Genomic DNA, 14,292 nt, shown 5'->3' on the forward strand with positions numbered 1-14,292 from the left:
TCCTGAACTTAACCCACGACCAGGTTAAGCAGTTTGCCAGGGACATAAATCACTTTACGCAGCGTGACGCCGTCCAGATATTTTGCCACCAGTGGCTCCTGGGCGGCTCTCGCCTGCACCTGCTCCTGAGTAGCATCTGCTGCCACGGTGACTTTGCCGCGCACTTTACCGTTAACCTGTACCACGACCAGCATTGAATCATCGACCATTGCGGCTTCATCCGCTTCAGGCCACGGTGCATTATCAATGCTGCCTTCGCCACCCAGCGCCTGCCACAGCACATAGCTGGCATGCGGCGTGAACGGATAGAGCAGGCGCGTGACGGCGACCAGCGCTTCCTGCATCAGCGCGCGATCCTGTTCGCTCTCCTGCGGCGCGCGCAGCAGCTTGTTCATCAGCTCCATGATAGCAGCGATAGCGGTGTTGAAGGTCTGACGACGGCCAATGTCATCCGCAACTTTTGCAATGGTTTTATGCAGATCGCGACGCAGTGCTTTCTGCTCACTATTCAGTGCGCTGACATCCAGTGCGGCAGTGGCGCCTTTTGCTACATGATCGTAAGCCAGTTTCCAGACGCGTTTCAGGAAGCGGTTAGCCCCTTCTACGCCAGATTCCTGCCACTCCAGCGTCATATCAGCTGGCGATGCAAACATCATGAACAGGCGTACGGTATCGGCGCCATAACGCTCAACCATCAGCTGCGGGTCGATGCCGTTATTTTTCGACTTCGACATTTTGCTCATGCCGGCGTAGATAACATCCCGGCCCTGATTATCCACTGCTTTGGTGATGCGACCTTTATCATCGCGCTCAACGGTGACATCAACCGGGGAGACCCAGTTACGCTCACCGTTAACGCCAACGTAGTAGAACGCGTCTGCCAGCACCATGCCCTGACACAGCAGACGTTTAGCGGGCTCATCCGAATTTACCAGGCCCGCATCACGCAGCAGCTTGTGATAGAAACGGAAGTACATCAGGTGCATGATGGCGTGTTCGATGCCGCCCACATACTGGTCTACCGGCAGCCAGTAGTTGGCCGCAGCCGGATCCAGCATGCCTTCGTTGTAGTTAGCACAGGTATAGCGTGCATAGTACCAGGAAGACTCCATGAAGGTGTCAAAGGTATCGGTTTCACGCAGTGCCGGCTGACCATTCACAGTGGTTTTGGCCCACTCCGGGTCCGCTTTGATTGGGCTGGTGATACCATCCATGACCACATCTTCCGGCAGAATAACCGGCAGCTGATCTTCTGGCGCTGGCATGACCGTGCCATCTTCCAGCGTCACCATCGGAATAGGTGCGCCCCAGTAGCGCTGACGTGAGACGCCCCAGTCGCGCAGACGGTAATTGACTTTGCGTACGCCAACGCCTTTTGCGGCCAGCGCGTCAGCAATCGCGTTGAAGCCTGCCTGATGATCCAGACCGTCGAACTCACCTGAATTAAACAGCGTGCCTTTTTCGGTCATGGCGGCGCTGCTCAGATCGGGTTCTGAACCATCAAGGGTGCGGATAACCGGCTTGATGTTCAGGCCATATTTAGTGGCAAACTCCCAGTCGCGCTGGTCATGACCCGGGACCGCCATCACTGCACCGGTGCCATACTCCATCAGAACAAAGTTCGCGACCCACACCGGAATCGCTTCACCGGTCAGCGGATGGATAGCAGACAGGCCGGTCGCCATGCCTTTCTTCTCCATCGTCGCCATATCTGCTTCTGCTACTTTGGTCGTGCTGCATTCGGCGATGAAATCGGCCAGCACCGGATTGCCTGCGGCAGCCTGACGCGCCAGCGGATGACCCGCAGCCACGGCGATGTAGGTCGCGCCCATAAAGGTATCGGGACGGGTCGTATAAACCGTGACCTTTTCGTCGCTGTGCGCGACGTCAAACGTGATCTCAACGCCTTCTGAGCGACCGATCCAGTTACGCTGCATGGTTTTAACCTGCTCCGGCCACTCATCCAGCTTGTCGAGGTCGTTAAGCAGCTCTTCAGCGTAGTCGGTGATTTTGATAAACCACTGCGGGATCTCTTTGCGCTCAACTTTGGTATCGCAGCGCCAGCAGCAGCCATCGATCACCTGTTCGTTAGCCAGCACTGTCTGATCGTTCGGGCACCAGTTAACCGCTGAGGTTTTTTTATAAACCAGACCTTTTTCGTAGAGTTTGGTGAAGAACCACTGTTCCCAGCGATAGTACTCTGGCTGGCAGGTGGCCAGTTCACGACTCCAGTCGTAGCCAAAGCCCAGCAGCTTAAGCTGGTTCTTCATGTAGTCGATATTGTCGTAGGTCCAGGGCGCAGGCGCAGTGTTATTTTTTACTGCAGCGCCTTCAGCCGGCAGGCCAAATGCGTCCCAGCCAATCGGCTGCAGGACGTTTTTACCCAGCATGCGCTGATAGCGGGCAATGACATCACCAATGGTGTAGTTACGCACGTGGCCCATATGCAGGCGGCCAGAAGGATAGGGCAGCATCGACAGGCAGTAATATTTCTCTTTGCCTTCCTGCTCGGTGACTTTGAAGGTTTCATTTTCGTCCCAGTGCTGCTGGACGCGGGATTCTATCTCTTCCGGGCGGTATTGCTCTTGCATGGCTGCCTGTGATCCTTAGTAAAAATCGTTTTTCCCAAGCTGTCTGCAGCAGCAGCAGAGCCGCTGACATCATCGTCTGGTGGCTTCACCGCCGCATTGAACAGGCCGGGTTTGTCTACTTATGATCCGCATAGCATACCCATAAGCCCCGCCCTCAACAACATTTCACCGTTTCTCTCTTCTGCTTTTCTGCGGAATGCGTTGCAGGTTCCGCGCTTTTGCAATTTACGCCATGCCCGTCAGAGGTTTTGTGATAAAGCGGCTAAACTTACAGCAGCCCTCACAGCAGAAAGGAGAATAAAATGAACAACGTGGCGCAGGCGTATCGAACCACGGTAGCAACGTTAACCCAGCGACTGGAGCGTGGTGAACGCGATATCGACGCGCTGGTCGCGGAAGCGCGTCAGGATCTGCTGACCGATGAGAGCCTCTCATCTTCAGAAGTGGATGAAGTTATGCGGGCGGTGCGACGCGATCTCTACGAATTCTCCCGCAGCTATCCGCAAGCGGAGAGCACGCTGGAAGATTCGGTCTTTTTACGTGTGATCCGCGAGAGCCTGTGGAAAGAGCTGGCGGATATCACCGATAAGAGCCAGCTGGAGTGGCGCGAAGTGTTTAAAGATTTGCATCACCACGGCGTTTATCAGAGCGGCGAGGTGGTTGGTCTGGGCAATCTGGTGTGCGAAAACTGCGGCTTTACGCGCGCTATTTATACGCCTGAAAGTCTGACGCGCTGTCCGGAATGCAATCACGACCAGTTTCAGCGCCAGCCGTTTGAGCCCTGACAGAGTGGTTAACACTGCGCGCCGCTGCGTTTGAGCAGGCGGCGCGCATGGATCAGCGCTTAGTGCAGAATTTTTGCCAGAAACTCTTTCGCGCGCCCGGACTGCGGATTATTAAAGAAGTCATCTTTGCGGGTGTCTTCGACAATTTTTCCTTCATCCATAAAGATAACGCGGTTGGCTACTTTGCGTGCAAAGCCCATTTCGTGTGTCACCACCATCATCGTCATGCCTTCATTGGCCAGTTCAACCATCACATCCAGCACTTCGTTGATCATCTCCGGATCGAGCGCGGAGGTGGGCTCATCAAACAGCATCGCGATTGGATCCATGCAGAGCGCACGGGCGATCGCTACGCGCTGTTGCTGCCCCCCTGAAAGCTGTCCTGGAAACTTCTCTGCATGGGCGGAGAGTCCCACGCGCTTCAGCAATGCCAGGCCTTTATCGCGCGCCGTCGCTTTGTCGCGCTTTAACACTTTTACCTGCGCCAGTACCAGGTTGTCGATGATACTCAGATGAGGAAACAGCTCAAAGTGCTGAAACACCATGCCGACCTGACTGCGCAGTTTGGCCAGATTAGTCTTTTTGTTGTTCACTTCAGTGCCGTTGACCTGAATGCTGCCCTGCTGAACCGGCTCCAGCCCGTTGACGGTTTTAATCAGCGTGGATTTGCCCGACCCTGATGGCCCGCAGACTACGACCACTTCTCCTTTTTTTACCTCGGTTGAGCAGTCGGTCAGCACCTGAAAGTGCCCATACCACTTAGAAACATTTTTCAGGCTAATCATTTAAACTGTCCTTTTTCTTTTCAGATAGCTAACCAGCAACGACGCGCTCAGGCTGATCGCGAAATAGACCAGACCGGCAAACAGAACCATTTCCACCTGGGTACCATCGCGCTCACCAATAGTTGAGGCGGTGCGGAAGAAATCCGCCAGGCTCAGGACATAGACCAGTGAGGTATCCTGGAACAGCACAATGCCCTGAGTAAGCAGCAGCGGCACCATGGCGCGGAACGCCTGTGGCAGAATAATCAGCTTCATTGATTGCCACTGCGTCATGCCAAGCGCCAGTGCGGCATTTGACTGTCCGCGTGAGATACTCTGGATACCGGCGCGAATAATCTCGGAATAGTAAGCAGCTTCAAATAGCGCAAAGGCCACCATGGCAGAGATAAGACGAATATCCGTCTGGGGCGACAGGCCCAGCACCTGCTGCAGAAAGCTCGGAACCACCAGGTAGAACCACAGCAGTACCATGACCAGCGGGACTGAACGGAACAGGTTAACGTAGAGTTTTGCAAACCAGCGTACCGGGGCAAGCGTTGAAAGACGCATGACGGCCAGAATGGTGCCCCAGATAATGCCAAACACCACCGCGACGGCGGTAATCTTCAGCGTAATCACCATGCCGTTAAGCAGGTAGGGCAGGCTGGGCGGAATAGAGCTCCAGTCAAAATCGTACATTATTTCCCTCCCAGGTTGCCGGGCAGGCGAATTTTGCGTTCTACCAGACTCATAACCAGCATAATCACCAGATTAATGCCGACATAGGCAAGCGTAATCGCGGTAAAGGACTCATAGGCGTGCGCCGAGTAGTCGAGCAGCTTGCCAGCCTGTGCAGCCAGGTCTACCAGGCCAATCGTAGAGGCGATGGCGGAATTCTTTACCAGGTTCAGCATTTCAGAAGTCATCGGCGGCACAATGACACGGTAGGCGTTAGGCAGCAGCACATAACGATAGGTTTGTGACAGCGTCAGTCCCATTGCCAGTCCGGCATTTTTCTGTCCGCGCGGCAGCGACTGAATTGCCGCCCGTACCTGCTCGCAGACGCGTGCTGCGGTAAAGAGTCCGAGACAAATCATAGAAGAGAGAAAGAACTGAATATTTGGATCGAGTTCCGCCTTAAACCACATGCCAAGTTTTTCACCGACCAGTTCCGGTGCCACCAGATACCAGAAGAAGAACTGTACAATCAGCGGAATATTACGAAACAGCTCTACATAGCAGGTGCCAATCGCAGCCAGCAGGCGATTAGGGACGGTACGCAGAATGCCAAACAGCGATCCCACCAGAAAGGCGATAATCCAGGCGCAGCAGGAGACCGCGACGGTCACCTGAAATCCGGACCACAGCCAGCCAAGGTAAGTCGTATTGCCGAACGGAGCCTGCTGTAAAAAAATGCCCCAGTTCCAGTCGATACCCATAACGAGCTCCGGTAAAAAAAGGGTAGCCAGGCTACCCATAAGATTGTTGAGCGGTTTTTTTTTCTGCCGCAGGGGAACGACCCGCAGCAGTCTGTCTGTCCATACCGCATGTTCAGCAATCAGGAGGGCAGCCTGGCTGCCCGTGTTATCGTTGTTACGTTACAGCGCCTTGTCGTTAGGTGCTTTAAACAGGGCCTGCATATCGGAGGAGAGCTCAAAATTCAGGTTGAGGTTTTTGGGCGGAATAGGTTGTTTGAACCATTTATCGAACCATTTAGTCGCTTCACCGGAGGTCTGCGCCTTAGCAATGGTGTCATCCAGCAGCTGTTTAAACTGTGGGTCGTCTTTACGCAGCATGCAGCCGTAAGCTTCTTTGGATTGCGGTGTGCCCGTAATCTCCCAGTTATCAGGTTTCTTCGCCTTGGCGCGTTCGCCAGCCAGCAGGGCATCATCCATCATAAAGGCGACGGCACGTCCGGTTTCCAGCGTCCGGAACGAGTCACCATGATCTTTGGCACTGATAATGCGCATATCGAGCTTTTTCTCATCATTCAGCTTCCGCAGCAGAATTTCAGAGGTCGTGCCGGAGGTCACCACAACCGTTTTGCCTTTCAGATCGGTGAAGTCTTTAATGTCACCGCCTTTTTTCACCAGTAAACGGGTGCCGATAATAAAGATGGTGTCAGAGAAAGCAGCCTGCTGCTGACGTTCAACGTTATTCGTGGTGGAACCACATTCAAAATCGTAGGTGCCGTTCTGCAGCAGTGGAATACGGTTCTGCGAGGTTATAGGCAGCATTTTGATTTGCAGATCGGGTTTGTTCAGTTTGGCTTTGATCGCGGCCACAATAGCGCTGGAGTAGTCCTGCGAATAGCCAACAACTTTTTGCTGGTTGTCATAATAAGAAAAGGGAACGGATGACTCACGATGGCCGACGACAATAACGCCGCTGTCGTTAATCTTTTTCAGCGTGCCGGTGAGATCTTCTGCCTGAGCCGCGCCCGCTGCTGCTCCCAACAGCAGAAGTGATAAGGCCACTTTGCGCATTTGCATGTTCCAACTCCTTCGTGTGGATGTCGCGCAGAATAAAACTGCGCAGAGCGTGATGTGATGTCTGTGTCCTGCTGCTTTTTTTAATAACCCTTTAGCGCAACTGCGCGCAGGATAGGGACTAACATAGCGAAATGTTAACGCAATGAAACAAAAAACTTTGTTTTTTGCGAGCCGCTCCGCACCATTACAAAGCAATATCACTGCCTTGCGCCGTTTCAGTGCGCAGCCGTGCCCGGTAACAGTGCGCAATGCTGACGGCACGCAGCCTGCTGCCGGCATTAGCCATGGTTGCCATGGTTAGCAGCAAGCTTCGTGCCATATCAGATGGCAGTGCAGGAAAATGTTGCAGCAAAATGGCAAAAAAAAGCGAAGCCGTAGCTTCGCTTCAGGGAGAGTGCGTACGTCAGACGCGACGGCGTACAATGGCAGCAGTGATCGCTGCGAGCGTCAGTAACCAGACAGGCCAGATACCGCTGCGTGCATAGGGCGTTTCACCTGCAGTAGGTGTTACGCGCGCCTCCAGTACCCGGCGGGTAAACTGCGGTATCATCTTCTCAACATCGCCATCGGCGTTGACTACCGCCGTAACGCCGTTGTTTGTTGAGCGCAGCAGCGGACGGCCCAGCTCAAGTGCACGCATGCGCGCCATCTGAAAATGCTGCCACGGGCCAATTGAGTGGCCGAACCAGGCATCATTTGAAACCGTCAGCAGGAAGTTAGTATCTGGCCGGAAGTTGGCACGGACCTGTTCTCCCAGGACGATTTCATAGCAGATGGCGCTGGTGAGGTTATAACCCGCCACGTTAAGCTGTGGCTGAACGTAAGCCCCGCGGCTGAAAGAGGACATCGGCAGATCGAAGAACGGCGCCAGCGGACGCAGCAGGCTCTCCAGCGGCACAAACTCGCCAAACGGGACCAGATGGTTTTTCTGATAGCGGTTGCGGCTCTGATAGCTGTAGGGCTGCTTGCCGCCGAGCACGATGACGGAATTATAATCATGATAGCGATTATCCCCCTCAATGCGTGAGTCAACAATGCCGGTGATCAGGCTGCTGCCGCGCGCGCGCAGCTCCGCATCCAGCGCATGTAAGAAGGGCTGCTGATTACTCTCAAGATCGGTAATAGCAGATTCAGGCCAGATAATCAGCGGTGCGCTGCCTATAAAGGGCTGACTGTAGCTGGTATAGACGCGCAGCGTGTCGCGCAGCTGCTGTGGATCCCACTTCATCGACTGCGGAATATTACCCTGTACCATCGCCACATCCACGCTGCGTGCCGGCAGTGGCTGATACCAGTGCAGCATACGCAGCGGCCACGGCAGCAGCAGCAGGGCTGCGGCAACGATCAGACTTCTCAGACTGCGCTGGTGCAGGGCAAAGACCAGCAGTCCGGCAATCATCATCAGCAGGAAGGTGATGGTCTCAACGCCCGCAAGCGGCGCAATACCTTTCAGCGGCCCGTCAATCTGGCTGTAGCCAAACTGCAGCCAGGGGAAACCGGTCAGTACCCAGCCGCGCAAAAACTCACTGATTTGCCATAATGCCGGTGCCGCCAGCACCAGCCGCCATACGGTAGTACGCGGCCAGAAGCGGTTAAGCACCACGGCAAACAGCAGCGGATAGAGCGCCAGATACGCTGCCAGCAGCAGCACCAGAAAGACATTTACCGGGCCAGGCATACCGCCAAACGTAGCGATGCTGACATAGACCCAGTTAATGCCGCTGCCAAACAGGCCAAAGCCCCATGTAAAGCCGATCGCTGCAGCCTGTGCAGGACGACGGCCTGGCAGTAAGACCTGCAAACCCGCCAGCGAGATAAGTGCTGCAGGCCAGAAGTCGTAAGGAGAAAAGGCGAGGGTGCCGGTGGCACCCGCAATCAGCGCCAGCAGCAGACGTATCCGCTGGCGGGAAAAAAGAGAGGCTGATGCCATAAAATTATTCGTCTTCGAGTTGCGGTTGTGGAGAATCTTCCGGAATTTTCACATGCACCTGAATAATACGACGGCTGTCTGCCATAGCGATTTTGAAGTGGTAGTCATCAATAGTGATACTCTCGCCGCGCGCCGGCAGATGGCCGAAGCCCTGCATAACCAGACCACCAATCGTATCCACTTCGTCGTCGCTGAAATCAGTGCCAAACGCCTCATTGAAGTCTTCAATCGGCGTCAGCGCCCGTACCGTGTAGGTGTGGCGGTTAAGCTGACGAATGTCGCGATCTTCTTCGTCGTCATACTCATCTTCAATTTCGCCGACAATCAGCTCCAGAATATCTTCAATCGTAACCAGACCGGATACGCCACCAAACTCATCAATAACAATCGCCATATGATAGCGCTGCGAGCGGAACTCTTTCAGCATGCGGTCAACACGCTTGCTTTCCGGCACTACCACCGCCGGACGCAGCACCTTTTCCATGCTGAATGGCTCAGCGCTGCTGCTCATAAACGGCAGCAGATCTTTTGCCATCAGAATGCCTTCAACGTGATCTTTATCTTCGCTGATGACCGGAAAGCGCGAGTGTGCAGATTCAATAATCACTGCCAGGCACTCTTCCAGACTCTGATTGCGCTTCAGGGTGATCATCTGCGAGCGCGGGATCATGATATCGCGCACGCGCTGTTCGGCAATGTCGAGCACCCCTTCCAGCATGTCGCGGGTATCCTGATCAATCAGCTCTTTTTGTTCAGAATCACGGATCAGACCCAGCAGTTCATCACGATTTTTAGGTTCACCGTGAAACAGCTGGCTAAGCAGCAGGGAAAAGAAGCCCTTTTTACTACTGGGGGCGTCGTTGTTTTGAGAATGGTCGTCGCTCATGGCGTTTTAATTACGATCTCGCTATTAGATAAGGATAGCTGCCCGCGTCCCGCCGGCAGCACAGTAGCCTGAACCCGTGGCTCAGGCGTCTTCTTTCTCCGAAATGTACGGGTCGGGATAACCAAGAGCAAGCATTATCTCAGTCTCCAGCGCCTCCATCTCTTCGGCTTCACTGTCTTCAATATGGTCATAACCCAGCAGATGCAGCGTGCCGTGTACCACCATATGTGCCCAGTGGGCTTCCGTGCTTTTACCCTGTTCAGCCGCTTCCTGCTCAACCACCTGGCGGCAGATGATTAAATCGCCCAGCAGGGGCAGTTCAATACCCGGCGGTGCCTCAAAAGGAAAGGAGAGCACGTTGGTCGGCTTATCTTTGCCGCGGTAAGTCAGGTTTAGCTCGTGACTCTCCGCTTCATCAACCAGGCGAATAGTCACTTCGCTTTCAGGCTGAAAAGGGGTGACGGCCGCTTCCAGCCAGCGCTGAAAAGCGGTCTCTTCCGGCAGGCCGTGTGCTTTGGCGCAGGCCTGCTGTAAATCCAGTACTACCGTACTCATGACGGCTCCTGTGGTGGTGTGGCGATCGCAGCCTGTGCAGCCAGCGATTCCCGTTTACGCTCTTCCGCCAGTTTATCACGGCGTTTCTGATCCGCCTCTTCCCAGGCTTCATACGCGTTTACAATACGTGCCACGACCGGATGGCGTACCACATCTTCGCTGTGGAAGAAGTTAAAGCTGATTTCGTCGACGTCAGCCAGCACTTCAATCGCATGGCGCAGACCCGACTTAGTGCTGCGCGGCAGGTCAATCTGCGTCACGTCACCGGTGATCACCGCTTTCGAGTTAAAGCCGATGCGCGTCAGGAACATCTTCATCTGTTCAATGGTGGTGTTCTGGCTCTCATCAAGGATCACAAACGCATCATTCAGCGTACGGCCGCGCATATAGGCGAGCGGCGCCACCTCAATCACGTTACGCTCCATCAGCTTTTCAACCCGCTCAAAGCCGAGCATCTCAAACAGTGCGTCATAAAGCGGACGCAGATAGGGATCAACCTTCTGGCTCAGATCGCCAGGCAGAAAGCCCAGTTTTTCACCCGCTTCTACTGCCGGACGGGTCAGCAGAATACGACGGATCTCCTGACGCTCCAGCGCATCAACCGCGGCGGCTACTGCAAGATAGGTTTTACCGGTACCCGCCGGGCCAATACCAAAGGTGATATCGTGGTCGAGAATGTTGGCGATGTACTGCGCCTGATTCGGCGTGCGCGGCTTAATCACGCCGCGTTTGGTTTTAATGTTTACCGCTTTGCCATACTCCGGCACGCTTTCAGCGGTCTGCTCCAGCACCCGGCTCTCTTTAATGGCCAGATGGATCTGATCCGGTTCGATATCCGGAATGTGGCCGCGTACCGGCGCGGTATCCACGTACAGCGTACGCAGAATATGTGCAGCGGCGTCAACGCTGAGGGCCCGGCCCACCAGCTTAAACTGGTTATCACGGCGGTTGATTTCAATGCCCAGACGGCGTTCCAGCTGCTTCACATTGTCATCAAACGGACCGCACAGGCTCATCAGACGCTGGTTGTCGGCAGGTTCCAGGGCGATTTCACGAGTTTCGATATTCAATTGAATCCTTTGGGTCACACAGGGCCAGTTGAAAAAGTGTAGGGATGCCGCGCGTGCGCGTCATCAGCGTATGACAAAATTATTTATGGGACAGCATCAGGACGCAAGCGCAGGGAAAGATATTTGGGCGAGCGCTGCAGAATGCAAGGGCTGGCGGATGAAACAGGCGGCAGCACGCTGCGTGCTGCCGCACAGTCATTAATTGTCAGGGCTGATACAGGCCGACGCCGGTTTCATCCTCTTTGCGGGTGCGGGCAATCACGGCTGCCGGACTCTGCGCTACGCGCAGTCCCATGCGATCTTCGGTGCGTACGACCACGCCGCGCAGTGAGTTGGCGTAGACATCAACGATTTCAACGTCAACAAATCTGCCAATCATGCTGACTGAGCCTTCAAAATTCACTACGCGGTTATTTTCAGTACGTCCGGTCAGCTCCATCACATTTTTACGTGATGTGCCCTCAACCAGAATACGCTGAACGGTGCCAACCATGCGGCGGCTGATCGCCATTGCCTGCTGCTGGATACGATCCTGCAGTATGTAAAGGCGCTGCTTTTTCTCCTCTTCCGGCACGTCATCAGGCAGGTCGGCCGCAGGCGTACCCGGACGGGCAGAGTAGATAAAGCTGTAGCTGGTATCAAAGTTAACGTCGTGGATCAGCTTCATGGTCTGTTCAAAATCGTGCTGGGTTTCACCCGGGAAGCCGATGATGAAATCAGAGCTGATTTCGATATCAGGGCGTGCTGCGCGCAGCTTGCGAATAATTGCTTTGTACTCCAGCGCGGTGTGCGCACGCTTCATCAGCGTCAGAATACGATCGGCACCGCTCTGAACCGGCAGATGCAGGAAGCTCACCAGCTCCGGCGTATCGCGATAGACATCAATGATGTCATCGGTGAACTCAATCGGATGGCTGGTGGTAAAGCGGATGCGATCGATACCGTCAATGGCGGCGACCAGACGCAGCAGCTCGGCAAACGTGCAGATCTGGTCATCAAAAGTTGGGCCGCGATAGGCGTTGACGTTCTGACCCAGCAGATTAACCTCGCGCACACCCTGAGCCGCCAGCTGGGCGATTTCCAGCAGAATATCGTCGCAGGGACGACTGACTTCTTCGCCGCGGGTATACGGCACCACGCAGAAAGTGCAATATTTATTGCAGCCTTCCATGATAGAGACGAAAGCCGTCGGGCCTTCAGCACGCGGCTCAGGCAGACGGTCAAATTTTTCAATTTCCGGGAAGCTGACGTCAACGACCGGGCTTTTATTGCCACGTACCTGATTAATCATCTCCGGCAGGCGATGCAGTGTCTGTGGCCCAAAGACGATATCAACACACTGCGCACGCTGACGCAGTTTATCGCCTTCCTGCGACGCCACGCAGCCGCCCACGCCGATGATAAGATCCGGATTGGCCGCTTTAAGCTTTTTCCAGCGCCCTAACAGGTGAAAAACTTTCTCCTGCGCTTTCTCACGGATAGAGCAGGTATTGAGCAGCAGAACATCTGCGTCTTCGGCTTCCTCCGTCAGAGTGTAGCCGTGCGTACTGTTCAGCAGGTCAGCCATCTTGGATGAATCATACTCATTCATCTGACAGCCCCAGGTTTTGATATGCAGTTTTTTGGTCATTGAACCAGCCATTGAATCTGAGCAGGGAAGTGCAGGGGGCATAGTGTAATGCTTTGGGGGGGATGTGACCAGCGTGCCTGTCATACTTCGCGCTGCTGAGTGTCAGCCGGACTGCTGCACAGCAGCGAGGGGGCAAAGAGAGGAGGAAGCGGCTCAGGCCCCTATTGCGGATGATTTCCGGTACACTTTGTTTATCAGCAAACGCCGTGGGGCGTTATGGCAACAGGAAAGGTGAGGATCGATGCAGGAGAGACAGTATGACGTGGTCATCGTCGGAGGTGGCATGGTGGGGGCCGCACTGGCCTGCGGGCTGGCGCAGCAGCAGTTCCGCGTCGCTGTCATTGAGCGTGCAGAACCTGATGCGTTTGATGCCAGCCGTGAGCCTGATATCCGTATATCCGCCATTGGTGCTTCTTCGGTTGCGCTGCTGCAGCAGCTGGGTGCCTGGGCACGCGTAGAGACGATGCGCAGCGCACCCTATCGCAAACTGGAAACCTGGGAGTGGCAGAGCGCGCACGTTACGTTTGATGCGGCATCGCTGGGCCTGCCGGTGCTCGGCTATATGGTGGAGAACCGCGTACTGCAGCGGGCGCTGTGGGAACAGATGCAGCAGGATGGCGTTGCGCTGTTATGCCCGGCAACCCTGCAGGATCTGCAGCCGCACAGCGGCGGCTGGCACGTGACGCTGGATCAGGGCGCACCGCTTGATGCCCGGCTGGTGGTTGGCGCGGATGGCGCTAACTCGCGGGTACGTCAGCTGGCAGGTATCGGTGTACACGGCTGGAACTATGCGCAATCCTGCATGCTTATCAGTGCTGAATGTGAACACGCAGCGGGCGATACCACCTGGCAGCAATTTACCCCGCAGGGGCCGCGCGCCTTTCTGCCGCTGTTTGACCAGCATGCATCGCTGGTGTGGTATGACGCACCTGCACGTATCCGGCAGCTGCAGGCGCTGCCGCTAAGCCAGCTGGAGAAAGAGGTCAGTCTGAACTTCCCGGCCCGTCTCGGACGTTTCCAGGTAAAAAGCGCGGCGTCGTTCCCGCTGGTCCGGCGTCACGCCACGCGCTACGTCATGCCGGGACTGGCGCTGGTGGGGGATGCTGCACATACAATTAATCCGCTGGCGGGGCAGGGGGTTAACCTGGGCTATCGCGATGTGGATGCGCTGATTACGGTGTTAACCGAGGCGCGCAGTCAGGCACAGACGTGGTCAGCGATGGCGGTGCTGCAGCGCTATCAGCGTGAACGCTATCGTGACAATCTGCTGATGCAGGGCGGTATGGATCTGTTCTATTTTGCCTTCAGCAATGCGCTGCCGCCGCTGCGGCTGGCACGTAATCTGGGATTGATGGCGGCGGAGCGCGCTGGCGGACTGAAGCGTCGCGCGCTGCGTTACGCGCTGGGGCTCTGATCGGGTTCTCTGCTGGCGCAACGCGCTGGCAGAATGCGCGGCATTTTACTGAACGTCAGAAACAACAAAGCCCGCAAAAGCGGGCCTGTTGTGCAATTTGGCTGGGGTGCAGGGATTCGAACCCCGGAATGCTGGTATCAGAAACCAGTGCCTTACCGCTTGGCGACACCCCAAT

Annotated in this window: 12 protein-coding genes and 1 tRNA gene; 2 read left to right on the plus strand and 11 right to left on the minus strand. The window is 55.3% G+C overall.

Going from position 1 to position 14,292, the window contains the following annotated elements:
- Positions 1–8: 8 nt before the first annotated feature.
- Complete coding sequence (leuS, locus tag SB719_RS12630; protein WP_293006435.1) at positions 9–2,591, minus strand: leucine--tRNA ligase; 2,583 nt, start codon at positions 2,589–2,591, stop codon at positions 9–11.
- A 302-nt stretch (positions 2,592–2,893) separates the two neighbouring features.
- Between leuS and SB719_RS12635 the strand changes: the two genes are divergently transcribed.
- Positions 2,894–3,376, plus strand: coding sequence for a zinc ribbon-containing protein (locus SB719_RS12635; protein WP_292969659.1), 483 nt, complete (start codon positions 2,894–2,896; stop codon positions 3,374–3,376).
- A gap of 59 nt (positions 3,377–3,435) precedes the next feature.
- Here the strand turns inward: SB719_RS12635 and SB719_RS12640 are convergent, their stop codons facing one another.
- The 9 genes from SB719_RS12640 to miaB form a co-directional block, all read right to left on the minus strand.
- Positions 3,436–4,161 (minus strand): amino acid ABC transporter ATP-binding protein, encoded by a 726-nt coding sequence (locus SB719_RS12640; protein WP_292969661.1) that lies wholly within the window; start codon positions 4,159–4,161, stop codon positions 3,436–3,438.
- Positions 4,162–4,839, minus strand: coding sequence for a glutamate/aspartate ABC transporter permease GltK (gene gltK, locus SB719_RS12645; protein WP_065649875.1), 678 nt, complete (start codon positions 4,837–4,839; stop codon positions 4,162–4,164). It lies immediately after the preceding gene.
- Positions 4,839–5,579 carry an amino acid ABC transporter permease gene (locus tag SB719_RS12650; protein ID WP_065650495.1) on the minus strand — a complete coding sequence of 247 codons (741 nt, stop codon included), beginning with the start codon at positions 5,577–5,579 and terminating at the stop codon, positions 4,839–4,841. Before SB719_RS12650 ends, gltK begins: the two co-directional genes overlap by 1 nt.
- Positions 5,580–5,738: 159 nt before the next feature.
- Positions 5,739–6,632, minus strand: coding sequence for a glutamate/aspartate ABC transporter substrate-binding protein (locus SB719_RS12655; protein WP_065649874.1), 894 nt, complete (start codon positions 6,630–6,632; stop codon positions 5,739–5,741).
- 403 nt (positions 6,633–7,035) lie between these two features.
- Positions 7,036–8,562, minus strand: coding sequence for an apolipoprotein N-acyltransferase (lnt, locus tag SB719_RS12660; protein WP_304232276.1), 1,527 nt, complete (start codon positions 8,560–8,562; stop codon positions 7,036–7,038).
- A gap of 4 nt (positions 8,563–8,566) precedes the next feature.
- On the minus strand, positions 8,567–9,448 hold the full coding sequence (gene corC, locus SB719_RS12665; protein ID WP_065649872.1) for a CNNM family magnesium/cobalt transport protein CorC: 882 nt from the start codon (positions 9,446–9,448) through the stop codon (positions 8,567–8,569).
- 81 nt (positions 9,449–9,529) lie between these two features.
- On the minus strand, positions 9,530–10,003 hold the full coding sequence (ybeY, locus tag SB719_RS12670; protein WP_304232279.1) for an rRNA maturation RNase YbeY: 474 nt from the start codon (positions 10,001–10,003) through the stop codon (positions 9,530–9,532).
- Positions 10,000–11,073, minus strand: coding sequence for a PhoH family protein (locus tag SB719_RS12675; RefSeq protein WP_292969670.1), 1,074 nt, complete (start codon positions 11,071–11,073; stop codon positions 10,000–10,002). The genes ybeY and SB719_RS12675 overlap by 4 nt, the downstream gene beginning before the upstream one ends.
- Positions 11,074–11,278: 205 nt before the next feature.
- Positions 11,279–12,703 (minus strand): tRNA (N6-isopentenyl adenosine(37)-C2)-methylthiotransferase MiaB, encoded by a 1,425-nt coding sequence (gene miaB, locus SB719_RS12680; RefSeq protein ID WP_065649869.1) that lies wholly within the window; start codon positions 12,701–12,703, stop codon positions 11,279–11,281.
- Between the two features lie 241 nt (positions 12,704–12,944).
- Here miaB and ubiF point away from each other — a divergent pair, with 241 nt between their 5' ends.
- Positions 12,945–14,117 (plus strand): 3-demethoxyubiquinol 3-hydroxylase, encoded by a 1,173-nt coding sequence (gene ubiF, locus SB719_RS12685; protein WP_304232286.1) that lies wholly within the window; start codon positions 12,945–12,947, stop codon positions 14,115–14,117.
- A gap of 98 nt (positions 14,118–14,215) precedes the next feature.
- Here ubiF and SB719_RS12690 read toward each other — a convergent pair.
- Positions 14,216–14,290: transfer RNA gene (locus SB719_RS12690), tRNA-Gln, on the minus strand.
- Positions 14,291–14,292: the final 2 nt, after the last annotated feature.

Source organism: Pantoea sp. SIMBA_079 (genome assembly GCF_046940275.1).
GTDB lineage: Bacteria > Pseudomonadota > Gammaproteobacteria > Enterobacterales > Enterobacteriaceae > Pantoea > Pantoea borealis.